The sequence below is a fragment of the Bradyrhizobium sp. SMVTL-02 genome, assembly GCF_051853005.1.
Lineage (GTDB): Bacteria > Pseudomonadota > Alphaproteobacteria > Rhizobiales > Xanthobacteraceae > Bradyrhizobium.
In genome coordinates, this window is the sequence record NZ_CP182469.1 from 6,898,258 (window position 1) to 6,918,576 (window position 20,319).

Consider the following 20,319-nt stretch of genomic DNA (forward strand, 5'->3'; position numbering starts at 1 on the left):
CGCCTAGCCGCGCGTGATCATTCCTCGCGGTACCAATCGTGCAGATTGTCGGTTTCGTTGGCCCAGCCGCTGACGATCGGCCGCAAATTGTTGGCCGCGGCCTCCACCTTCAGCCGATGCTGCACCGGGATGAATACGGTGTCCTGGTACATGAGGTCGTTGGCCTTGATGTAGTGTGCCGCGCGCTTGAGCGGGTCCATTTCGCTTTCGGCAGCCTCGATCGCCGCGTCGTACTCCTTGTTGACCCAGCGCGGGAAGTTCGTGCCCTGCCACTTGTTCTCCTTGGTGGCGACGTTGGTGGACAGATAGCGGCGCATGTGCTGCGACGGGTCCGGCTGGCTCAGCGGAATCTGGAACATCTCGATGTCCGCATAGAACTTCGCGTAGGTATCGGGATTGGCGACGTCCGAGGAGAAGAAGACCGACGCAACGACCGACTTCAGTTCGACGTCGATGCCAGCCTTCTGGCAGGCCTGCTTGACGATCGCCTGCGTCTTCTGACGGGGACCGTTGATCGAGGTCTGGTAGAGCAGCTTCAGCTTCTTGCCATCCTTCTCGCGGATGCCGTCCGCGCCCGGCTTCCAGCCGGCGTCGTCCAGCAGCTTCGAGGCCTTTTCGACGCTGAATTCCCAGGTCGTGTTCTTGGAGACGAACTTTTCGGGACCGTTGAGGAAATTGGCGGTGGTACGGCCGGCGCGGCCATAGATCGCCTTCTTGACGGACTCGCGATCGACCAGCAGCGACAGCGCCTTGCGCACGGCGGGATCGGAGAACAGCGGATGCTTGGTCTTCATCGACGAGCGCTCGCCGTCGACCTCCGCGTTGGGATCGGTGAAGTTGAGCGCGATGAACTCGGTGTCGCCGCCGACGGCGTAGACGGTCTTGCCCTTGCCGCCCTTCTCGAGGCGCAACAGGACGTCGTCCTCGACCTGGATGTTCCAGCCGAAATCATATTCTCCAGTCTGAATCACCGCCCGCGCGGCCGAAACCGCATCGCCACCGCCCTTCATCTCGACCGTGTCGAAATAGGGGCGGTTCGGCATGTGATAATCGGGATTGAGTTGCCCGCGGACGAGATCACCGGGCTTGAACTCGACGAACTTGTAGGGACCGGTTCCGACCGGAGAAAGGTTGGCCGGCGCTTCCCGCGACTTGCTCCCCGTGTAGTCGGCGAAGAGATGCTTGGGAATGATGGTGTTGGGCGCTCCGACAAAGGCGTCGGCCCAGAACGGCGTCGGCTTCTTGAAGAGAATGCGGACCGTGAGGTCGTCCACTTTCTCCACGGTGATGTCGCGGTGCGTCGCAATGGTCAATGCAGAGGTCGCCGGGTCCTTGGCGTACTCCCAGTTGAAGACGACGTCATCCGCGGTGAACGGCTTGCCGTCATGCCACTTCACGCCGGGCTTCAGCTTCCACGTCACCGACTTGCCGTCGGCTGCGAGCAGACCGTTCTCGATCGACGGAATTTCCGCCGCGAGCACCAGCTTCATGTTGCCATCCGGATCCCAGCAGGCGAGCGGCTCGTAGAACAGGCGCGAGCCGTCCTGGTCCTTGGTGCCGGTGGCGAAGTGCGGATTGAGCAGGGTCGGGCCCTGCCACCACAGCAGCTTCAGCGCACCACCGCCGCCACGCTTGGTCGGCTTGTAGGTCGACGGGCCCTCCGCCATGGCGACGCCGCCGAGCGCGAGGATCTTTGGCCAGGGGGGCGGTGAGCCCGACCGCGGCCATGCGCTTGATGAAGGCGCGGCGATCCATCCGCCCGTCCTTCACCTCGCCGATCATCGAACGCAGTTCTTTATCCAGCATGGTTGTCCCCCGTCTGGTTCCCGTATGGATGCAGGCGGCCGCGAGAGGCGGCCGCCGGGTTTGGCTGGCGGTAGATGGCACACCGATTAGGGGGCACGTCAACTGGGACCGTGTGTATGCAAACGGTCTTCTGGCTGTCCGTTGGGCAAAACCGTGTTCCGCAGCCCAGGCGCTCGGCAATCCCGCGCCAAAACGGCCGGAAACCGCGCTGCACTGCGGAAAATTTGTTCGCCGGATCAGACGAAGTATCGAGACGGAATTCTATGCCACGGACATGTCGAGCGGAGGCGCGACATGGTCCGGCAGCGGACAGACGTAAGGTGTCTTGGCCGTGCGCTTCTGAAGATCGGCTTTGGCGGCCTTGATCAGCTCGGGATCCGTCAGCGCCTTGATGCCGAGCCCGGCCATCGCCTTGGCCGCCTGTACCATGGCCTTGTGCGCGTGCGGGCTCTTGCCCTGCGCCACTACCTGCCAGGTGTGGAAGGGCGTGCCGATTGCAACCGTGGGTGCGTGAACCTGCACGGTCGGCACTACCCAGCTGACGTCGCCGACGTCGGTCGAGCCGACAAGCGGGTTGCGCTTGGCATCGAGCGGCACCAGGAAGTCGGCCAGCGGCCGATCGTTCGGCTCCATGCCGATCGCGTAGTAGACCGAGGAGATGTCCTTGTCGCTCAGCGTCGCGCGGATCTCCGTGGCAAAGCTCTTGTCCGCATCGTCGAAATGCGGCGGACCGAGCTCTTCCATGACCCGGTGCAGCGCCTGCTCCAGCGGCGCGTTCGGTAGGATGTTGGAGACCGCGGAGATGATCTTCATCTCGACCTTGGTCTCGGTCATCAACGCGGCCCCCTGCGCGATCTTGGACACGCGCTCGACCAGCTCGTTCATGCCGGGAAGATCGCGGGCGCGGATCGAGTAGCGCACGCGGGCATGCGCCTGCACCACGTTGGGCGCGATGCCGCCGGTGTCGAGCAGCGCATAGTGCACGCGGGCGTCGCTCGGCATGTGCTCGCGCATATAGTTCACGCCGACATTCATCAGTTCCACGGCATCGAGCGCGGAACGGCCGAGATGCGGCGAGGCCGCCGCATGCGACGTGCGGCCGGTGAAGATGAAATCGGCGCGCGTGTTCGCGAGTGACGGCGTCACCGCCACTTCCCAGAAGCTGTGCGGATGCCAGGTGATGGCGATGTCGGCGTCTTCGAACGCGCCGGAGCGCACCATGAAGGCCTTTGCCGCGCCGCCTTCCTCGGCCGGACAGCCGTAATAGCGCACGCGACCCGGCACCTTGTTCTCGGCGAGCCAGTCCTTCACGGCAGTCGCGGCGAGCAGCGCGGCAGAGCCAAGCAGGTTGTGACCGCAGCCATGGCCATGGCCGCCGGCTTCGACCGGACGGTGTTCCGCAACGCCAGCCTCCTGACTGAGGCCCGGCAACGCATCATATTCGCCCATGAAGGCAATGACCGGTCCGCCCTCGCCCCATTCGCCCATCAGCGCGGTCGGAATGCCGGCGACTTTCTCGGTGATACGGAAGCCCTGATGACGCAGCTCGGCGAGATGTTCGGCGGCGGACCGCGCCTCGGTGTAGCACACCTCGGGCGTGCCCCAGACCTTGTCGCTGAGGTCGATGAAACGCGCCTTGATCGTGTCGACGCCACGCCAGATGTCGCTGCGGTTGTCCATGCTTCGGTCCATGATCCCTTGGTCAAACGAAGCGGCAATGGTTAGCAGCTTCACTGCAGCCCGCCTAGCACCTCGCCGGACAGCAGCCATGCGGCCGGTCCCGGATCGCGCGGTTGCCCGCCCCCGGTGCACGAGGTGTTTCGGTGCGTTTCGAGGATTTCATGCGGCATTCTCGGGAATTGTTGAGGAGCGAGGCTTTCAAGACGGCCCTCTCCGGCCTAAATTATCCACGCTTCGCGCATCGTCCCGCGCCAACGGCGACGCGATGCCCTCAGCCAGGAGAACTCCATGCCCGCCCTGACCGAATGGAGAGTGCCGCCGGCCAATCAGCCGCGCGCGAGCGATTACGGATTCGATCTCGACCGCGCGCTCGCCTCCGTCGTCGGCCTGCACGCCATCGTCCCGCCGGACGCATTCAGCGCCGAGACGCTGGGCACCGAACGCGCCGGAAACGGCGTTGTGATCGATAACGGCCTGGTGCTGACCATCGGCTATCTCATCACCGAGGCGGAATCGGTGTGGCTGCACCTCGCCGACGGACGTGTCGTCGAGGGGCACGCCCTCGGCTTCGATTCCGTCACCGGCTTCGGCCTCGTGCAGGCACTCGGTCGTCTCGACGTCGACCCCCTGCCGCTCGGCAACTCGGCCGATACCCGCGTCGGCGACCGCGTCGTGCTCGGCGGCGCCGGCGGCCGCACGCGATCGGTTGCAAGCCAGATCGTGGCCAAGCAGGAATTCGCCGGCTACTGGGAATATCTGCTGGATGAAGCCGTCTTCACCTATCCCGCGCATCCGAACTGGGGTGGCACCGGCCTGCTCAACGAGCGCGGCGAGCTGATCGGCATCGGCTCGCTCCAGCTCGAGCGTGAACGCGACGGCAAGGCCGAGCACGTCAACATGGTCGTGCCGATCGATCTCTTGAAGCCGATCCTGGAGGATCTGCGCAAGTTCGGCCGCGTCAACAAGCCGGCGCGACCCTGGCTCGGGCTTTACTCGACCGAGATCGACAGCCGCGTGGTGGTGATCGGGATCTCCGCCAACGGCCCGGCCGCGCGCGCCGAGCTCAAGACGGGCGACGTCATCCTCGCGGTGGACGGCGACAAGGTCACGAGCCAGACCGCTTTCTACAGGAAGATGTGGGCTCTCGGCGCCGCCGGGGTCGACGTGCCGCTGACCGTGCACCATGAAGGCGTCACCTTCGAGGTGACGGTGACCTCGACCGACCGTTTCAAGCTGTTGAAGGCGCCGAAGCTGCATTGACCCCAAGCCAGGGACGCCGCGATGAGCGAGGCCGTGATCGACGACATCGTGGCCGTGCTGCCGCCGCTGCTCAATGCGCTTGAAGCGCTCGGCTTCTTCGCCCGGCATCTGCATCCGCCGGCCTTCGCGTCCGTGATGAACGCGATCGGAACGCCGGACGAAGCACTGCAGGCATCACAAGCCGGGATCGGAGAATGGCCGGAGCAATTCGCCGGACTGCGCGAACGGCTCGACCGCGCCTGCAGCGAGACGCTCGCCGCCTTTGCCGGCATCCGCGACGTCGAGCGCGGCAATGGCGACCTCGTCACGGTCTTCCGCGCATTGCGGCATCTGCCGCGCGCGCAGGAGGCGCTTTATCCGCTGGCGGCACAGTTTCCACCGGTGAACAGCTTCTTTCTCAACGCCGCCAATCGCGAGAACGGTGATTTGCTCTCACGGCTGGAAGCCGGCGCAGGGGAGCACACCGGCATCTTCCACGACCACAACGAGCCCGGCAGCCGCGGCGGCTTCTCTGTCTATGTGCCCGAGTATTACAGGCACGATCGCCCCATGCCGCTGGTGATGGCGCTGCATGGCGGCAGCGGCAACGGCCGCGGCTTTCTCTGGAGCTGGCTGCGCGATGCCCGCAGTCTTGGCGCCATTCTGGTGGCGCCGACCGCGACCGGTCCCACCTGGGCGCTCATGGGCGACGACGCCGACACGCCGAACCTGATGCGCATCCTCGAGAACGTGCGCAGCCGCTGGAGCATCGACACATCGCGCATGCTTCTGACCGGCATGAGCGACGGCGGAACCTTCTGCTACGTCACCGGGCTCGACGGCGCCTCGCACTTCACGCATCTTGCGCCGGTCTCCGCGACCTTCCATCCGCTGATGGCGGAGATGGCCGACGCCGAACGCATGCGGGGCCTGCCCATCTTCATCACCCACGGCAAGCTCGACTGGATGTTTACGGTGCAGACCGCGCGGCAGACGCAGGCCGCGCTCTCCGCCGCCGGCGCCGACGTCACCTACCGTGAGATCGACGACCTCAGCCACACCTATCCGCGCGAGATCAACGCGGAGCTGCTGCAATGGCTGAATGGAAAATGAACAACCTCTCCTTGGATGCGCCGCATGGCTGCGGAACCATCATTCCGGGCCGACGTTGTCGTCCCGCTACCGGAGGTTCCACATGCAGACTTTTTTCGGAATGATCCTGGGCGCGCTGCTGCTTGCGGGCGGCGTCTACGTCTATGACTCCATGCAGACCTCATCGGTCGCCAATGGCGGGGTCGCGACCACCAATCGCACCATCGTGAACTGGGATGTCGCCAAGGCCGATTGGGATGCGCTGCGTGATCGCGCGCACAAGGACTGGGTCCGGATCTCGTCGAAGTAACGTCGCGGTATCATGAACAAGGCGCCGTCGCGGGTCCGCGGCGGCGCCTTCACGTTGGCTGCGCTCAACGATGCGCCTCAGTTCATCTTGGCTTTGCGGGCGTCGGCGATGACCTGCTCGAACTCGGTCATGCTGAGCACACCGGGCACGCGGTACTTTCCGACGATGAAGGACGGGGTGCCGCGGAAACCAAAGGCTTCGGCCTGCTCGTTGTTGCGCTTGAGAATGGCGTCGATGTCCTTGGCGCGATCGGCAAGATCGCGCTTCAACCGGTCCATGTCGACGCCGGCGGCAGCGAGCCGCTCGTTGATGCGCGGCTCGGTCAGACGCGAAGAGACGCCCATCATGGCGTCATGGGCCTGGTGGTACTTGTCCTGGAATTTGGCCGCGAGCGCGATCCGCGCCGCCGTGACCGAGACCGGTCCGAGGATCGGCCAGTCCTTCATTACCAGCCTCACCTTGCCGTCATCCTGAACGACCTGGCGCAGCTCGGGCTCGAGCTTGCGGCAATAGGGACAATTATAGTCGGACCATTCGACGATGGTGATGTTGCCGTCGGGATTGCCGGCGACCGGGGTGTCGGGATCGCGCAGCACCTTGGATTCCGTGAGCACCTCGTCGTCGGCGGCGGCCGCCAATGCCGAGGTGATGCCGCCCGCAAGCGCCCCTGCCCCGATCAGCGTCAGCGCTGCGCGCCGCGTCGGCACCAGGCGGTTCTTATTCCAAGATCCAGTCATATCTCGTCCCGTTTCGGTCCCGTCTTCGGCAAATACGCTTGGGATCGGGAATTGTTACCGATCATATAGAGAGTCGCGGCGGCGATGTCATCGCACCAGCAGCGTGACTGCGAGGGGGACCAGGAACGAGGTCACCAAAGCGTTCAGGCTCATGGCGATGCCGGAGAAGACGCCGGCGATCTCGTCGACCTGGAACGCCCGCGCGGTACCGATGCCGTGCGCGGCGAGGCCCGCGGCAAAGCCGCGAGCCCGGTAATCGGTGATGCCGGTGCGGTTCATCAGCGGCGTCACGATGATCGCGCCCATGATGCCGGTGAGGATCACCGCGACCGCCGCCAGCGAAGGATCGGCATGCAGGGATTCGGCGATGCCCATGGCGACGCCGGCGGTGACGGATTTCGGCGCCAGCGACAGCACGACATCGCGCGGCAGCCCGGCGACTTCGGCCAGCAGGACCACCGACACCACCGCCGTGACCGAGCCCGCGATCAGCGCCACCAGCATCGGCACGATGGACGAAACCACGCGCTTGCGGTTTTCATAGAGCGGCACGGCGAGCGCGACGGTCGCCGGTCCCAGGAGGAAGTGCACGAACTGCGCACCGGCGAAATAGGTCGTGTAGGAGGTGCCGGTCAGGAGCAGGAACGCGCCGATGATCCACATCGCGTGCAGCACGGGATTGGCAAGCGCATGGCGCCGCGTGGCCAGCGACACCGCATCCGTGCCCGCATAGACCAGCAGGGTCACGGTCAGCCACAGCAGCGGCGACTGCGAGAGATAGACCCAGAGCGAGAACGGGTTGTCCGTCATTGCGCGTCCTGCTGCCGCAACAGGCGGGTGACGAGGCGGAAGGTCAGCACGGTCGTGAGCAACGTGACGGCCACGGACAGCGCGAGCACGACGACGATGGCAATGCCGTGAGAGGCGAGGACGTCGAGCTTCTGCACGACGCCGACGCCGGCCGGCACGAACAGCAGCGAGAGATGGACCAGAAGGCCCTTGCTCGCCGTCTCGATGCCGTTGTCGCGCAGCGGCCCGCGTGCAAGCAGCGCAAAGCGGTCGCGGGCGAGCAGCAGGATCAGGAGCAGCAGCAATCCGAGCACGGGTCCCGGCAATGGCTGGCCGAGGCCGCGCACGACGGCTTCGCCGATCAACTGGCAAAGCAGGATGAGACCGAGACTTGCGAGCATGGCGTTCGCATGAGGGGACGCGCCGCCCGGCTTGTCAATCGCCGCTATGCGCGGGACGCGCGCACCTCATGCGAACTCGCGGGGGCGAGGCAGCATCGCCATCAGCGTCCCGGTCATCGTCGCGATCAGCGTGGTCTTGCCGTCATGCTCGGCGAAGGCCTTTGCCTCGCAGAAGGTGAGCGCACGGCCGGGCTTGACCACCTCGGCCTTGAAGACGAAACGCTCGCCGCGGGCGGGCGCGAGCAGCGTGGTCTTGAATTCGACGGTGAGGATATCGGCCTCCGGCGGCATCAAGGTGAAGGCGGCAACGCCGCAGGCGTTGTCGAGCCCGGCCGTGATGATGCCGGCATGAATGAAACCGTTCTGCTGTGTGAAGGCCGGCGCATGCAGCATCGCCAGTTCGACCTCGCCCGGCGCGAGACGGACGATCACGATGCCGAGCGTGCGCATCGCCGGCTGGGCGTCGAACATGGCGACAGTCGCCGCGCGGTAGCCCGGGTTTTTCGGCTCGAACGCAGTCATGGTTCAGGTCCCGGCCGGTTCGGCAAGATGCCTCGCGGCAGCTTCGCGGATGGCATTGGTGAACGGCGCGGACTTGCGGAGCTGACGGTCCAGATGCACGCCGGTGATCTCGCAGGTCGCGGCGATCTCCCCGGTCTCGGCATTCCGCATGTCGTGCCGGAAGCGGATCGACTTGTCGCCGACCTCGAGCAGATGGCTGCGGATCTCGACGATGTCGCCGGCAAGCAGCTCGCGCTTGTAGGCGATGTTCTGCTGGACCGCGGCCATGCCGCGCCCCGAGCTGCGCAGGTAACTCGGCGTCAGGCCGAGGCGGGCGAACAGATTCCAGTTGGCCTCGTCGAATTTGCCGACATACCACATGATGTTCATGTGGCCGACATGGTCGCATTGCCACGGATAAACCGTGCCGCGATAGGTCGCCTCCCGCTCCATCGCCAATCCTCCTGCCCTTGATTTTTGATACGGTAGCGTATCAGGGCGGTTCTGCGTTAGCAATACGGCACCGTATCAAGAACCGGTGAGGCTTCCTCCATGAGCGACGGCAAGGGCGATGTCTGGGTCGAGGCGGGGTTCGCCGAGCTCGCCCGCTCGGGGGTCGAGGGTGTCAGGGTCGAGGTGCTCGCCAAGAATCTCGGTGTCACCAAGGGAGGCTTCTACCGCCGTTTCGCCGACCGCGCCGCGCTGCTCGAGGCCATACTGGAACGCTGGCGCGAGGGGCGCGCGGCGTCGATCGCGCAGCAGACGAGCCTCGACGGCGAAGCGCCACGCGAACGGCTGAAGGCCGTGATCCAGCTCTACTCTGAGCGCCTCAATCCGGAAGGAATGGCGATCGAGCTCGCGATCCGGCAATGGGCCCGCTCGGACGAGAACGCCGCGGCGGCCGTGGCGAGCGTCGATGCCGCGCGGCTCACGCATGTTGCCGAACTCTATCGCGCGACCGGCCTCGACGCCGACGCAGCCGAGGCGCAGGCCTTCCTGTTTTATTGCTTCATCTTCGGCCAGAGCCTGCTGTTCGTCGAGCGCGGCCCGCGCAAGCGTTCGCAGCTCGTGGCGAAGTCGGCCGAGAAGCTCCTGGACTAGGCGATCGGTCAAACGAAGATGGCCGGAGCTTTACTCCGGCCATTGCACGCTGTTGTCGAAGCTCAGGCGGCGCCCTTCAGCTTCTTGGTGCATTCGCTGTAATAGCCGCCGCCCTTCTGGATCCACTTCAAGCCGCCATTGCCGTTGGTGGTCTTGTTGGCATTGTACTGATCGACGCAGGTGTGCAGGCGCGCCTTGCCGGCGGGCTCCTTGGCGTATTTCGGATCGACCGCGTTCGGATAGATCGCGGGGCCGGCCGGCAGGGTCGGCGCGGCGGCGGGAGCCGCCTCCTTCTTGGCCTGTTTCGGCTCGGCCGGAGCGGCGGGGGCGGCCGGAGCAGCCGCCGTCGGCGCGGCGGCGGGCGTCGCATCGGCCCCGCACTGGGCCTTGCGGAAGTCGTTCCACTTCATGGTGCCGAGCGAGCCGTCCTTCTTGGCGGCCTGATATTTCGCGCTGCACTCCTGCGAGGTCAGCGCCTGCGCCGGCGCGGCGGCCATCAATGCCACGACACCTGACGCCACAATCGCACACAGCAATTTTGTCTGATTGGTCATCCCTGATCTCCTCCTTGGTCTTCGCTTGATCTTCCCCGAGGGGAAGTGAAACGGGGATTGCTATCCTAGCGTGCCGCCGCCTCGCGACAAGGAAGCGATGGCTTTCGCCGCAAAAATATAGTGATCGCACCGTCCAGATCATTCATGTCGCGTTCAGCATCGCAAGCCGACGTTCCACTCCTTCGCAATTCTCGCAAGAAGAGTGCAACACCATGACCCTCGCCTCTCGCCTCGCCGCCGCCGCCCTCGTCTCCCTGCTCGCCTCCGGCACCGCCTTCGCGCAGGCCACCGCGCCGGCCGCCAAGACCGATGCCGCTGCCACCGCCGACAAGAAGGCGCCTCCGAAGGAGCGATCGGCCGAGTCGCTCGAATGCTCCAAGCAGGCAGACGCCAAGGCCCTGAAGGGCAAGGAGCGCAAGAAATTTCGCCGCGAATGCATGAAGGAAGCGAAGGCCGGCACCTCGGCCCCTGCCGCCGACAAGAAGTAAGTCCGTCACAATACGGTTCGCGAGCAGCAAGGAGAGGCGCGCGCATTGCGGCATGACGTAGCCGCAATTGTGCGCCTCCCGCTGATTTGCGATAAGGCGGCGTGAAGCAAATCACCGCCTCCCTGCCGTTCGAATGGCCGAGCCGTGCCAAAATCCTGAGCATGGTGGAGACGCTCGCCATCGGCACCGCCGGCGGTCTCGTATTTCTCTTGGCGGGCCTTCCCGGCGGCCTGATCTCGGGCTCGATGATCGCGGTCGGGATCGCCGCAATCGCCGGCCGCCCGCTGACGCTGCCGCCGATCCTGACCCAGACCGTGCTCGTGCTGCTCGGCATCTCGCTGGGCTCGGTGGTCTCGCGCCATTTGATCCAGCAGCTCAGCGCTTATCCCCTCACGATCGGGCTGCTCGCGCTCGCCACCTTCTGCTCGACCTTCGGCTCGAGCTATTACCTCCAGCGCATCCATGGCTGGGACCGCACCTCGGCCTTCCTCGCCGGCAGCCCCGGCGCGCTGTCGCAGATCACGATTTTGGCCGTCGAGCGCGGCGCCGACCTGCCGGGCATCGCGGTGGTGCAGACCATGCGCGTCATCGTCCTCACCGCCGCGCTGCCGATGGTGCTGGCGCTCGCGGGTGTGGCGCCTTCGGCCGCGCCGTCGCCGACGACGACGATCGCCTCCCCGCTCGGCCTGCTGGCGTTGGTCGCGGCCTCCCTGGTTGCGGCGCTCCTGCTGCGGCTGGTCAAGTTTCCGGCAAGCTGGATGTTCGGCGCGATGATCGGCTCCAGCGTGCTGCACGGCGCCGGCTTGATCGAGGGCGGCCTGCCGGATTGGGTGCGCGGCGTGGCGCTGGTCGGCATCGGCGCGCTGATCGGCAGCCGCTTCGCGCGGATGCGGATCAAGACGCTCGCCGGCCATATCCATGCGGCGCTGGGCTCGTTCACCGTGGCCATCGCCGTCTCCGCGATCTTCGTCGGCGTCGTCGCGCTCACCACGCAGGTGAAGTTCTCCGACGTGGTCGTCGCCTTCGCCCCGGGGGCGATGGACGCGATGCTGGCGCTGGCCCTGACGCTGCACATCGATCCGATCTTCGTCGGCGCCCATCACCTGTCGCGTTTCGTATTCGTGACGATCGCAACGCCGGGCATCGTGCACCTGTTCGGGCGCACGCAGGACGATGTGGATGATTGACTAGCGCTTCGCGGTCCGCACAAATCCCCAGGCGGCGATCGCGGCCATCAGCAGCGAGATCAGGACGTTGTAGCCGGCGAGCGAGAGGCCGAGGAAGCGCCACTGCACTTCGTCACAGCGCACCACCTTCACCGTGTCGAGCTTCGACAGCAGATCAGCGGCGCTGCCGAGATTGATGACGGGACCGGAGCAATCGGTCGGCCCCTTCCACAAGCCCCATTCAACGCCGGAGTGGTAGGTGCCGAGGCCGGCATTGGCGAGGGTCGCCAGCGCGAGGATCGCAAGCCCTGCGAGCAGCAGCGGCCGCGGCGCGCCGGCGCGTGCCGCGAGCGCCGTGAGAGCGCCGACCGGGATCGCCAGATAGTAGGCGTAGCGCTGCTCCAGGCACAGCGGGCACGGCAGGATTTCAAGCACGAGCTGGAAGAACCAGGCGCCCGCGATCGTGGCCGCCGCGATCCCGGTGACCGCAAGCGAGGCGGCCAGCGCGGGGCTCGTGGCCGCCGGCTTGAACGCAGGTGTTGCGGCACTGTGGGTCGTCACGGCAGCCTCTTTCCGATCGCTCGCGCTCCAATGCCTCTAGCCCTGGCCCAAGCGGCTGTCGAGAACGGCCGGGATCACTTTGGCGCGGGTTGACCCCGCCATGTGCATGGCTATAGTCCGCCCGCTTCGTGACGCCCTCCTTGGAGGGGCCGACCGAGGGCCCCTGTGGCGGAACTGGTAGACGCGCTCGACTCAAAATCGAGTTCCGCAAGGAGTGCTGGTTCGATTCCGGCCAGGGGCACCAACTAGGCTGTTCGAGCCAGTTCTAAAGCCTCCGCAACCGTCCGCGCAGTGCTCGGAAGCCCTTGAAAAATAGGCGCTTCCGCGTACATCGGTGTTCGTCACCGTTTGTTCTCGTCCGCTCCCAGCCGCCCGATTTGTTGGTATTTTTGTTGGTATCGTGTTGGTATCGGGAGAACAAACGTTCACGGCGACTTTCGCTATTCCGAACGAAGGAATTGAGCAGATGGCCCCCAAGAACGGTGGCGCGTGCGCCCACCCCGAGCAGATCAGAACCGACGTCGACTGCCGCGCTGCGCGACCCAGATTCGACAATGGCGCGTGGAGTCCCGCCAAGATTTCCGACGTGACCGGCGGCGGCCTTTATCTCTTCGTTACGCCGAACCAGAGCAGGCCCGGCAACGCTGCTTCCAAGCTTTGGCGGATGGGCTATCGCTTCCACGGCCGCCAGAAAACCTACTCCATCGGCCCTTACGGCAACGGCAAGGATGGAACGTTCTCGCTCGCCGACGCGCGGCGCGAGCGCGACAAGGCCAAAGTCCTGCTCAAAGACGGCAAAGACCCAAGTACCGAGAAGCAGCTCGACAAGCACAGGCAGGCGGCCGCTCGGCCTTTCGGGCAATGGGCCGACGAGTGGCTCGCGAAGAAGAAGGTGGAGAAAGTCAAACGCGGCAGGATCGTCGCGGTGCGCGACCCCAAGACCATCGAGGTGCTTGAGCTCCGCGTCGGCTACGTCAAGGATCGCTTCGGCAAGCTGTGCAGGCAAGACATCAAGCGTCCGGACGTGCTCGCGTTTATGCGTTCATACGAAGCCGAGGGAAAGCTGGAAACCCGCGACCGTGTGCGCAGCATCGGTGAGCAAATCTGCGAATATGCCGATGTCGAAGGCGACGGTTACAATCCATTCCGCAACCTGAATGGGCAGATGATTGCCAACATTTCGACGCCGCGTCCCGGCGTCACCGAACCACGTGACGTGACGCGCGTCTTCAAGCTCATCAGTGCACCCTGGACGAGAGCGAGGTTTGGTGATGTTGTTGGCCTTGCCTTGCTCTTCGATGCGCTGACTATTCCCCGCCCCGGCATGGTCAACGAAATGGAGTGGAGCGAGGTCGATTGGGATGCCGAACGCTGGACTATTCCAGCCGCCAAGATGAAGACTGGTTGGGACCATGTCGTGCCTTTGTCACGGCAGGCACTCGCAATCCTGCGCAGCGTTCAGAAGCTGACCGGCCATCGCCGGTACGCGTTTTCCTGCTCGAAGGACGCGCCGCTATCGAACAACACGCTCAACAAGCGCCTGCGGCTGCTTGGCATTGACACCAAGACTGATCATTGTGCCCACGGATTCCGGACCACCTTCTCGACCTTGTCTCACCACGAAGAGATCAAGGACGCCAAGGCGTGGGATGGCGATGTCGTCGAGTTGCAGCTTGCGCATCTCGATAACTCTACTGTCGAAGGTCTGTACAAGAAGCACGGACCGCTCGCGTTGATAGGCTCGCGTACGAAGCTGATGCAGCATTGGGCTGATCGGATCGACCACTGGCTGGATCCCAAGAAGCTGATGCCGATCAGCGGGGGCGCGCTTGCGTGATCATCTAAAGGCGACCTTCCGGGTCGCCTGCGCCGACATCGCAAGTATCGGGGCGCAATCACCGCCTAGGCTCTGTTGCTCAGATCGCAACCTGAACCGAATGTCGGTATCGCTCGTGCTTGCCGATCCGCGCCTCGCCAACAAGATCGACTTCGAGGTGACGAGCCTCAGCAAACCGAAGAAAAAGCCGCAGTATTGGCGCGCCAATACCTTCTACCTGCTCGACAGCTACGCGCTCGATATCCCGGGCAACGAGGCCATCAACAGATTCGGTGCGGCGGCGAAATCATGAGTGGTCCCATCAAGGCCTCGCAGGTCGAGCAAGGTTTCTATTATGAGAAGACCGATACACCGGGCTGGCTGCGCCTGATCGTGCGCCGGCACGGCGATGAGGTCGTCTATGCCGACTTCACCGGCTTGAGCCAATGCTGGGCCTCGACCATCGCCCGATGGGCAGGCACAAAATACAGCCAGATCGAGGCCGCAAGGTTGTTTCCAAAAGTGGTGGCCGACATCGCAAGGCAGCTGGAAGCGCGATGAAGCTCGACCGCAACACCCGGATCGGAGGGCAGCCGGCCAAGCTCGTCCGCGACCTGCTGGCGATGCCACGAACCGACGGCTTCTACGCCGATCTGGTCGACGAGCACCTCTTCAAGGCACGGTGGCGCGCGATCATCGATGAGTTCATCGATACCGGCAAGCTCGACGGATCCAACCGCGGCCACGCCTTGCGCCTTTGGACGAATGCACGCAAGCGCGACAAAATGTTCGGCGTACGGTTGCCCAAAGTGCAGGATTTTACTGGGCAGACGCACGGCCTGATCGAAGCTTTGCCCGCGCACGAGCTGATCTGCGAAGAGGGCCGGGAAAGCGACGGCCGCGTGGTCTATCGGGTGACGGACGAGGACCACGCAACCGGGATGAAATCCCCGACTTCACGCGTGAACCGCACGGCCGCTGAGGCTCTGCTCGAAGAGGTTCTGGCGCGCGTTGAAAGCATCAACGGCGACAGCGAGCTCCTCCATTATGTTACAGAGGTGGGCGTATTCGGCTCCTATCTCACCGACAGCGATGATCTCGGCGACCTCGACGTCGCCATCAAGATGGAACGCAGGCGGATCGCGGGCGAGTGGGTGGAGGCCGCCCAGGCTGTCGCCGACAAGAGAGGCAGGACCTTGAGCTTCTTTCAAAGGCTGACGTTTCCGGAGACGGAAGTCCGGCGCCGGATCAAGCGCCGTTTGCCGCGAATCTCGCTGTACGAGACAAGCGAGCTCGATGAGCCCCCCAAATGGGCCGTAAGACGATCTACACTCTCACACCGCCCGCAGATAAGCCGAAAGATCTCTTGGGACGGGCCGATGACGGAGCTTAACGCGCACGTCTTGCCACCGTGTACGATCCCGCACCCATCGACATCATGGAGATCCTCAGCCGCAGCGGCAGGCACGGCATCCGGAAAACCATCCACCTGCTCGACATTGAACACGGGCTTCGCCCGCGCAAATGCGCGGCCTGGATTTCGTCTTCGGCATCGTCGTCAGACGCAAACTCAACCTGCTTATAGAAAGCGACGTAGGAAGCCTTCTGGCCCTTGCGGACGCTAGACACCTAATCGGCCCGCTGGGGGCAGGTCCCCCACAGGGGCGAGCTGCCGTTGACCTGGGACTCGACCCAAAGCGCAAGAACGTTGACGCGGCGATAGGTGTTGCCCGAGGCGATGTGTCTCGATGGCGCCTGGCGCTGCCGCGATGCCATGGCATCTGCCTTTGTCCCGCACCGGCCTCGATCGCCGCGACGATGCGGTCGATGAGATGCTGGTGAATATTCCTTACATATGTCGTATCTCCTTTGTTTGCGGCCATCGTCCGTGCCGGCGACCGAAGGGATGCGGAGAGACGGGAGCCGCACCCGGACGGCGCGCCTGTGCGAGGGCTTGCCCCCAGCGGTGGACGGAAATCCGCGTCAGGTCAGCCGGTGAGCATGGCCGGCGGCTGTACAGGAGAGATGGCAAGGCACGCGAGAGCAGAAGCATGAGGCGTCGCGCGGCCGGTCTAAGCTCGAAGGACAACGACAAGGCCGGTGAAAACCGCGCCTGCGCTGCGCTACCATTTCCACGTATCGGGGCTCGTGGCGGTAACAAGCACCCCGATGCCGTAGCCGCTGATGGTGACAACGGCATAGGTGTCGCCATCGTAGCAATTCAGCTGGTACTCCCTGAATCGTTCCGACCAGCGCCAATAATCCCGGTTACCACTGGACGGAAAAAACTGCTTTCGCGGCGAACCTCTGCCGGGCTCAAGCCCATTGACGTCGAGCTTGATCTCATTGCCGCCGCTTCTCCACAAAACGTGCCCCTTCAGCTTTTCATTGGTCAGATTCACCACGAAAAATTCGTGCCTTCCTCCGCCCTTCATTGCTCCCTTTTCGCCTTCTCTTTCCTTACTCATCACCGGCCCTCATGGCTCCCCTCCGCGTGAACGGCAGATTCGCCGGAGTTTGCTAACGTGATCCTGCTGTCTCAACTACCTGATTTGGTGGGGTTGGCAGTCACATCCGGCTCGCACATCGCCGATAGCTTTCGAGCATCTTGGTGAGCTGGTTGGAAAGGGACAATACTTATGGCGGTGCGTGCGCGCAGATTGCGGGCAAAAGAGTTCCGGCGGCTGGAGCAGAGTTACCTGCTACAGGCTGAGCACTCACCAGGAGAACTCGAACGGGACAGCTTACTCAATCTCGCCCAAGGTTTCGGATATGCGGCCGAGCAAATCGAGAGACGCGCGGTGATCGCCAAGACAGTAGTTCTCTGCGCTATCGCCGCGCTCGCACTCTTTGCCGTTCTGTATATTCCTTAGCGTGCTCCCACGCGTTGCCGCGGCTCCAGGGCGTGCGAAGTCCCGGACGGTCTGCAATCCGAAAAGCGCCTGGTCAAAAACTGCTCGAACGCTGTTGTCAGACTGCCCCAAACAGGAAGGGATTGCCGCAAACAAGGTTTCGCTCGACACGCCGCGTTGGAATGCCAGCGAGGACGTCGTTCATCGATCGAAGGCGAGAAGCGCACCGCGACATTTCAGTCGGACCGATTGTGATTCGAGCGGAGGCATGGGTGGCGAGGACGAAAAGAGCCAGATCGAGGCATTAGGGTCGTCGGATACTGACCTTCACGGCGACCACGAGGGCAGATGCCTGAAATCCACAGAACCACTTGCCGCCAGCTCGCACCGTCCTGCCGAACGACCGTGGGATAAATCCAGTGCGGGATCGAGCCGAGCCAATTCCAGAGCCTCTCGTGCCGCGTGGTGTCGAGCGCCAGTTCGCCTGTCTTCGCCGAGATGTGGCTTTGCGAACGAGTTCGTTGCGGGCTTCGATGTCAACAAGATCGACTTCACTCACGCCAACAATTCGCCCTATGGCGGGACATCCTCGGTCAGCGCCGATGCCGTCGACATGGGCTATTTTTCTGCCACGACAACGCCGACTACTCCTGGTTACAACGCAATCGTCAATCGATACGCGCTGTTCGCCGAAGACCGACTATCACTGACCGATTCCCTAGCGCTTCGCCTTCTTGGGGACCGCATCGGCCGGAGGAAGCCGACTCGGAAAATACCAGCCCCCGCGTCTGCTAATCGGCGCGCCCTTGCCCGTCGTCCGGCAGAGGTAGGCGTCCCAAATGCGCCACTCCGGATCTTCCGTCCGGACGAAGACCTTGCCGTTGAGGCCGAAGTCGACGATCGGATGCCCCATCGCGATGCGGAATTCGGCTCGATCGACGCCCATCGCGGCGAAGCAATCTTCAAGCGTATCGGTCTCATCCACCGCATCGTTCATCGAATGCTCGGCCACCCCCGGCCGCATCACCCGCTTGAGCAGCTTGAGAATCTCGTCATCGTCTTCAGAGGAGTAGAATTTCAAGCGCATCCGACCGCGGACAAGATAGCAGGCCTTCATTCCCGGCTCTCGGTCCTCGGCGCGCTCCACCGCGGCGTATCTGGGGACGTCCCCGATATCCGGAGGCAGCCGCTCTCCATCCTCGGAGAAGCGCGGCTTACACGCCATCTGTACCGCATCAGCAACGCGCGCGAGACCGAACTCGCCGATCCAGTCGACGAACGCGTCGGTCCAGCCCGGGCCGAGAGGCTCGTCGGGCCAGGTCTTGTTCTCCCACATCTCGCGCAGCATCCACGCCGCGCCACGCCACGCCATTCCGAAGTGGAGCGCATCGTCGTTCGCCTGTGGATGTCGTCGTCCTGCGGACAGTGGCGATCGCACGCTGCTGCCAGCGTAACGCTCGGAAGGCCGGCTAAAAGAGCGAGCGCATTCGTCAAACGTCACTCATGGGATGGCGGAATCGGCTGCTATGCGTTTCAAGACCTGCCCATCCCCTAGGGAGCAAGAATGGCTGCCATTTCATCGATATGTTTGTCGATACGATCGAGGACCTGCGCGGGAACGACGTCGCGTTCTGGAAGAACCGACCACTTATCTCGTGCGGCCACCGCAATCTCGGATACGGCGGTTAGAACCGTCCCTTCCGGGAGACGGCTGCGGTTTGCGAAATTGCGCCAGCGCTCTGGGGTCAGAGCCTTGAATGACTTTTCGCCGGCAAGGCTCAGTGCTAGACCGTCTTTCGGGATGTAGGGCACTGTTGAGAGCACGTCGTAGATTGGCGCCAACCTAGGCGTCCGCCCGTCTCCAGGATACAGTAGCGACCAATTCTTGAGATGCATGTCGCCATTGCCCGTGATCGCGGTGAGCGCAAGACGGCGGACAAATTCGATCGCGGAATCGAACGAGACACCGCTGTTCAGCGCGGCCGCAATATTGTGATACGCCGCGCCAGTATATTTCTCGGACGGATAGCGACCGAAGACCTGTGCAAAGTCCTCCATATGCACGCGCGCTCCATCGGCACTGCGATCGAAGCGACGGACAAGAAGCACTTTGCCCGTGGACATCGTGTTGAACTCTTCCGGAATGCCGGCGAAATCCGTCTTTTCGACGAGCTCACGCGCAGGCGCTTCCATCCCTAGCGCTTCCGCCAAGGCCAGGATCGCGAATTCGTTTTCCGAAAGTCCAATATGGGTGAGGGAGGGAAATTTCGCGATGTACCGCCCTTGCTCATCGTCGACTGCGAGCGTGATTCCCCCTTCTTGTCCGGTATTTTTCATGACGGAGAGCTTCATCTGGACACCGGCGAGCGAAAAGCGCGCCTTCTTCTTGCCTTCTGATTCTGGCCCGGCCGGAACGGGAACGCGGTCGCTCGGCAACGCTCGTACCGCTCCCGGTAGATTTGTCCCCAGTGCCGCCAAGAGATCGAAGTCGTTTCCAGGTCGTACTGACGCTGCGTGGTGCTTTTCCATTGCCTCGCGCAGTTTCTCTTCGGGCAGCAAGTTTGCGAAGAACGGCGGCAGCGCGCCGCGTATGGGTTTGGGATCCCGACGGAGGCTGCCATCTGCCGAGCGAAGCGACAGGCTGAATACCGGTGGTTTTTTCAAGCTCCGATACGCGGGCAAGAGATTGAATGCGTTGTAGTCGCCCGGCGTTCGGACGAGCGTGCCGACAGCAAGATCGTTTAATGAGATGTCGAGCGATTGGATACGTTCAGCCGCGAGGACAGGCTTATTCATGCTCCTCCTCCTCCTCAACGTCTGACGTGAACGCAGGACGGTCATCATCGCCCGTAGCTGGCTGCAGCATTGATTGAATAGCCGGTACCATCGCTTGCGGAATCAGCATCATTTCCATGCCAAGGGCGCGGGCCACGTTGACGAGTGTCGTTGCGCGGGCTGCAGCGGTACCCGTTTCAATGTCGCGATAGCGGGGTCTGCTAATGTTCGCCCGGAGGGCGATTTGCTCCTGCGATAGGCCAGCAGCCATCCGCGCTCTTCGAAAGTGCAAGCCAAGTTCCTTGAGCAGCGGGTTCGGGGTCGAAGCCATGGATACGTTCTCGGATCATTAAAACCAAAATGATACCTAAACAGATCACAGATCGCGGTCAAGTGGAACCTAAACAGATCTTTCTTGTTCATAATGATCCGTAAACATATCTTTTCGACG

At 63.5% G+C, this 20,319-nt stretch carries 24 protein-coding genes, 1 tRNA gene and 2 pseudogenes; 12 read left to right on the forward strand and 15 right to left on the reverse strand.

What is annotated here, in order from left to right; all coding sequences use genetic code 11:
• Positions 1–17 precede the first annotated feature (17 nt).
• Positions 18–1,806 (reverse strand): annotated as a pseudogene (locus ACNJYB_RS32960) (peptide ABC transporter substrate-binding protein).
• A gap of 261 nt (positions 1,807–2,067) precedes the next feature.
• Positions 2,068–3,486 (reverse strand): M20 family metallopeptidase, encoded by a 1,419-nt coding sequence (locus tag ACNJYB_RS32965; protein ID WP_439370697.1) that lies wholly within the window; start codon positions 3,484–3,486, stop codon positions 2,068–2,070.
• Between the two features lie 288 nt (positions 3,487–3,774).
• Between ACNJYB_RS32965 and ACNJYB_RS32970 the strand changes: the two genes are divergently transcribed.
• The 3 genes from ACNJYB_RS32970 to ACNJYB_RS32980 all read left to right on the forward strand — a co-directional run bounded on the left by ACNJYB_RS32970 (position 3,775) and on the right by ACNJYB_RS32980 (position 6,127).
• Positions 3,775–4,746, forward strand: coding sequence for a S1C family serine protease (locus ACNJYB_RS32970; RefSeq protein ID WP_439370699.1), 972 nt, complete (start codon positions 3,775–3,777; stop codon positions 4,744–4,746).
• A 21-nt stretch (positions 4,747–4,767) separates the two neighbouring features.
• Positions 4,768–5,838, forward strand: coding sequence for a phospholipase (locus tag ACNJYB_RS32975; RefSeq protein WP_439370701.1), 1,071 nt, complete (start codon positions 4,768–4,770; stop codon positions 5,836–5,838).
• Positions 5,839–5,920: 82 nt separating this feature from the next.
• Positions 5,921–6,127 (forward strand): hypothetical protein, encoded by a 207-nt coding sequence (locus tag ACNJYB_RS32980; RefSeq protein ID WP_439370702.1) that lies wholly within the window; start codon positions 5,921–5,923, stop codon positions 6,125–6,127.
• A gap of 77 nt (positions 6,128–6,204) precedes the next feature.
• Here ACNJYB_RS32980 and ACNJYB_RS32985 read toward each other — a convergent pair whose 3' ends face one another.
• The 5 genes from ACNJYB_RS32985 to ACNJYB_RS33005 form a co-directional block, all read right to left on the reverse strand.
• On the reverse strand, positions 6,205–6,864 hold the full coding sequence (locus ACNJYB_RS32985; RefSeq protein ID WP_439370703.1) for a DsbA family protein: 660 nt from the start codon (positions 6,862–6,864) through the stop codon (positions 6,205–6,207).
• A gap of 87 nt (positions 6,865–6,951) precedes the next feature.
• Complete coding sequence (locus ACNJYB_RS32990) at positions 6,952–7,674, reverse strand: LrgB family protein (protein WP_439370705.1); 723 nt, start codon at positions 7,672–7,674, stop codon at positions 6,952–6,954.
• Entirely contained in the window at positions 7,671–8,054 is a 384-nt protein-coding gene (locus ACNJYB_RS32995) for a CidA/LrgA family protein (RefSeq protein WP_439370707.1), read from the reverse strand. The genes ACNJYB_RS32990 and ACNJYB_RS32995 overlap by 4 nt, the downstream gene beginning before the upstream one ends.
• A gap of 66 nt (positions 8,055–8,120) precedes the next feature.
• The gene (locus tag ACNJYB_RS33000) at positions 8,121–8,576 is read right to left on the reverse strand and encodes a PaaI family thioesterase (RefSeq protein ID WP_439370708.1); all 456 of its coding nucleotides are present in this window, start codon (positions 8,574–8,576) and stop codon (positions 8,121–8,123) included.
• 3 nt (positions 8,577–8,579) lie between these two features.
• Positions 8,580–9,008, reverse strand: a complete 429-nt coding sequence (locus ACNJYB_RS33005; protein WP_439370710.1) for an acyl-CoA thioesterase — start codon at positions 9,006–9,008, stop codon at positions 8,580–8,582.
• Between the two features lie 99 nt (positions 9,009–9,107).
• Here ACNJYB_RS33005 and ACNJYB_RS33010 point away from each other — a divergent pair, with 99 nt between their 5' ends.
• Complete coding sequence (locus tag ACNJYB_RS33010; protein ID WP_439370712.1) at positions 9,108–9,656, forward strand: TetR/AcrR family transcriptional regulator; 549 nt, start codon at positions 9,108–9,110, stop codon at positions 9,654–9,656.
• Positions 9,657–9,718: 62 nt separating this feature from the next.
• Here ACNJYB_RS33010 and ACNJYB_RS33015 read toward each other — a convergent pair whose 3' ends face one another.
• Positions 9,719–10,210 (reverse strand): hypothetical protein, encoded by a 492-nt coding sequence (locus ACNJYB_RS33015; RefSeq protein ID WP_283021959.1) that lies wholly within the window; start codon positions 10,208–10,210, stop codon positions 9,719–9,721.
• A gap of 212 nt (positions 10,211–10,422) precedes the next feature.
• On the opposite strand from ACNJYB_RS33015, the gene ACNJYB_RS33020 reads away from it, so the two are divergent.
• Together ACNJYB_RS33020 and ACNJYB_RS33025 are read left to right on the forward strand one after the other, a co-directional pair.
• On the forward strand, positions 10,423–10,698 hold the full coding sequence (locus ACNJYB_RS33020; protein ID WP_439370713.1) for a PsiF family protein: 276 nt from the start codon (positions 10,423–10,425) through the stop codon (positions 10,696–10,698).
• A gap of 101 nt (positions 10,699–10,799) precedes the next feature.
• Entirely contained in the window at positions 10,800–11,885 is a 1,086-nt protein-coding gene (locus tag ACNJYB_RS33025; protein WP_439370714.1) for an AbrB family transcriptional regulator, read from the forward strand.
• Here ACNJYB_RS33025 and ACNJYB_RS33030 read toward each other — a convergent pair whose 3' ends face one another.
• Positions 11,886–12,425, reverse strand: coding sequence for a disulfide bond formation protein B (locus ACNJYB_RS33030; RefSeq protein ID WP_439370715.1), 540 nt, complete (start codon positions 12,423–12,425; stop codon positions 11,886–11,888). It lies immediately after the preceding gene.
• A 159-nt stretch (positions 12,426–12,584) separates the two neighbouring features.
• Between ACNJYB_RS33030 and ACNJYB_RS33035 the strand changes: the two genes are divergently transcribed.
• From ACNJYB_RS33035 to ACNJYB_RS33055, 5 genes are all read left to right on the forward strand, one after another.
• A tRNA-Leu gene (locus tag ACNJYB_RS33035) sits at positions 12,585–12,669 on the forward strand.
• Positions 12,670–12,759: 90 nt separating this feature from the next.
• On the forward strand, positions 12,760–14,262 hold the full coding sequence (locus tag ACNJYB_RS33040; protein ID WP_439370716.1) for a tyrosine-type recombinase/integrase: 1,503 nt from the start codon (positions 12,760–12,762) through the stop codon (positions 14,260–14,262).
• Between the two features lie 100 nt (positions 14,263–14,362).
• The gene (locus tag ACNJYB_RS33045; RefSeq protein ID WP_439370718.1) at positions 14,363–14,554 is read left to right on the forward strand and encodes a hypothetical protein; all 192 of its coding nucleotides are present in this window, start codon (positions 14,363–14,365) and stop codon (positions 14,552–14,554) included.
• Positions 14,551–14,802, forward strand: a complete 252-nt coding sequence (locus ACNJYB_RS33050; RefSeq protein WP_439370720.1) for a hypothetical protein — start codon at positions 14,551–14,553, stop codon at positions 14,800–14,802. The genes ACNJYB_RS33045 and ACNJYB_RS33050 overlap by 4 nt, the downstream gene beginning before the upstream one ends.
• On the forward strand, positions 14,799–15,866 hold the full coding sequence (locus ACNJYB_RS33055; RefSeq protein WP_439370722.1) for a hypothetical protein: 1,068 nt from the start codon (positions 14,799–14,801) through the stop codon (positions 15,864–15,866). The genes ACNJYB_RS33050 and ACNJYB_RS33055 overlap by 4 nt, the downstream gene beginning before the upstream one ends.
• Before the next feature lie 4 nt (positions 15,867–15,870).
• On the opposite strand, the gene ACNJYB_RS33060 is transcribed toward ACNJYB_RS33055, so the two are convergent.
• Together ACNJYB_RS33060 and ACNJYB_RS33065 are read right to left on the reverse strand one after the other, a co-directional pair.
• Complete coding sequence (locus tag ACNJYB_RS33060; RefSeq protein ID WP_439370723.1) at positions 15,871–16,017, reverse strand: ArdC-like ssDNA-binding domain-containing protein; 147 nt, start codon at positions 16,015–16,017, stop codon at positions 15,871–15,873.
• A 347-nt stretch (positions 16,018–16,364) separates the two neighbouring features.
• Positions 16,365–16,709 (reverse strand): hypothetical protein, encoded by a 345-nt coding sequence (locus ACNJYB_RS33065; protein WP_439370725.1) that lies wholly within the window; start codon positions 16,707–16,709, stop codon positions 16,365–16,367.
• Between the two features lie 171 nt (positions 16,710–16,880).
• Between ACNJYB_RS33065 and ACNJYB_RS33070 the strand changes: the two genes are divergently transcribed.
• Complete coding sequence (locus ACNJYB_RS33070) at positions 16,881–17,114, forward strand: hypothetical protein (RefSeq protein WP_439370727.1); 234 nt, start codon at positions 16,881–16,883, stop codon at positions 17,112–17,114.
• A 326-nt stretch (positions 17,115–17,440) separates the two neighbouring features.
• Here ACNJYB_RS33070 and ACNJYB_RS33075 read toward each other — a convergent pair.
• The 4 genes and pseudogenes from ACNJYB_RS33075 to ACNJYB_RS33090 form a co-directional block, all read right to left on the reverse strand.
• A pseudogene (locus tag ACNJYB_RS33075) lies at positions 17,441–17,584 on the reverse strand (PepSY domain-containing protein); the annotation flags it as partial.
• A gap of 227 nt (positions 17,585–17,811) precedes the next feature.
• Positions 17,812–18,441, reverse strand: a complete 630-nt coding sequence (locus tag ACNJYB_RS33080) for a hypothetical protein (protein WP_439370729.1) — start codon at positions 18,439–18,441, stop codon at positions 17,812–17,814.
• 203 nt (positions 18,442–18,644) lie between these two features.
• The gene (locus ACNJYB_RS33085; protein WP_439370731.1) at positions 18,645–19,889 is read right to left on the reverse strand and encodes a type II toxin-antitoxin system HipA family toxin; all 1,245 of its coding nucleotides are present in this window, start codon (positions 19,887–19,889) and stop codon (positions 18,645–18,647) included.
• Positions 19,882–20,199, reverse strand: a complete 318-nt coding sequence (locus tag ACNJYB_RS33090; RefSeq protein WP_439370732.1) for a helix-turn-helix domain-containing protein — start codon at positions 20,197–20,199, stop codon at positions 19,882–19,884. The genes ACNJYB_RS33085 and ACNJYB_RS33090 overlap by 8 nt, the downstream gene beginning before the upstream one ends.
• Between the last annotated feature and the right edge of the window lie 120 nt (positions 20,200–20,319).

Excerpts from the sequence above, each read along its gene's own strand:
- ACNJYB_RS32965 (WP_439370697.1), bottom strand. The coding sequence starts at position 3,486 with ATGGACAACCGCAGCGACATCTGGCGTGGCGTCGACACGATCAAGGCG.
- ACNJYB_RS32970 (WP_439370699.1), top strand. The coding sequence starts at position 3,775 with ATGCCCGCCCTGACCGAATGGAGAGTGCCGCCGGCCAATCAGCCGCGC.
- ACNJYB_RS32975 (WP_439370701.1), top strand. The coding sequence starts at position 4,768 with ATGAGCGAGGCCGTGATCGACGACATCGTGGCCGTGCTGCCGCCGCTG.
- ACNJYB_RS32980 (WP_439370702.1), top strand. The coding sequence starts at position 5,921 with ATGCAGACTTTTTTCGGAATGATCCTGGGCGCGCTGCTGCTTGCGGGC.
- ACNJYB_RS32985 (WP_439370703.1), bottom strand. The coding sequence starts at position 6,864 with ATGACTGGATCTTGGAATAAGAACCGCCTGGTGCCGACGCGGCGCGCA.
- ACNJYB_RS32990 (WP_439370705.1), bottom strand. The coding sequence starts at position 7,674 with ATGACGGACAACCCGTTCTCGCTCTGGGTCTATCTCTCGCAGTCGCCG.
- ACNJYB_RS32995 (WP_439370707.1), bottom strand. The coding sequence starts at position 8,054 with ATGCTCGCAAGTCTCGGTCTCATCCTGCTTTGCCAGTTGATCGGCGAA.
- ACNJYB_RS33000 (WP_439370708.1), bottom strand. The coding sequence starts at position 8,576 with ATGACTGCGTTCGAGCCGAAAAACCCGGGCTACCGCGCGGCGACTGTC.
- ACNJYB_RS33005 (WP_439370710.1), bottom strand. The coding sequence starts at position 9,008 with ATGGAGCGGGAGGCGACCTATCGCGGCACGGTTTATCCGTGGCAATGC.
- ACNJYB_RS33010 (WP_439370712.1), top strand. The coding sequence starts at position 9,108 with ATGAGCGACGGCAAGGGCGATGTCTGGGTCGAGGCGGGGTTCGCCGAG.
- ACNJYB_RS33015 (WP_283021959.1), bottom strand. The coding sequence starts at position 10,210 with ATGACCAATCAGACAAAATTGCTGTGTGCGATTGTGGCGTCAGGTGTC.
- ACNJYB_RS33020 (WP_439370713.1), top strand. The coding sequence starts at position 10,423 with ATGACCCTCGCCTCTCGCCTCGCCGCCGCCGCCCTCGTCTCCCTGCTC.
- ACNJYB_RS33045 (WP_439370718.1), top strand. The coding sequence starts at position 14,363 with ATGTCGGTATCGCTCGTGCTTGCCGATCCGCGCCTCGCCAACAAGATC.
- ACNJYB_RS33050 (WP_439370720.1), top strand. The coding sequence starts at position 14,551 with ATGAGTGGTCCCATCAAGGCCTCGCAGGTCGAGCAAGGTTTCTATTAT.
- ACNJYB_RS33055 (WP_439370722.1), top strand. The coding sequence starts at position 14,799 with ATGAAGCTCGACCGCAACACCCGGATCGGAGGGCAGCCGGCCAAGCTC.
- ACNJYB_RS33060 (WP_439370723.1), bottom strand. The coding sequence starts at position 16,017 with ATGGCATCGCGGCAGCGCCAGGCGCCATCGAGACACATCGCCTCGGGC.
- ACNJYB_RS33065 (WP_439370725.1), bottom strand. The coding sequence starts at position 16,709 with ATGAGTAAGGAAAGAGAAGGCGAAAAGGGAGCAATGAAGGGCGGAGGA.
- ACNJYB_RS33070 (WP_439370727.1), top strand. The coding sequence starts at position 16,881 with ATGGCGGTGCGTGCGCGCAGATTGCGGGCAAAAGAGTTCCGGCGGCTG.
- ACNJYB_RS33080 (WP_439370729.1), bottom strand. The coding sequence starts at position 18,441 with ATGCTGCGCGAGATGTGGGAGAACAAGACCTGGCCCGACGAGCCTCTC.
- ACNJYB_RS33085 (WP_439370731.1), bottom strand. The coding sequence starts at position 19,889 with ATGAATAAGCCTGTCCTCGCGGCTGAACGTATCCAATCGCTCGACATC.
- ACNJYB_RS33090 (WP_439370732.1), bottom strand. The coding sequence starts at position 20,199 with ATGGCTTCGACCCCGAACCCGCTGCTCAAGGAACTTGGCTTGCACTTT.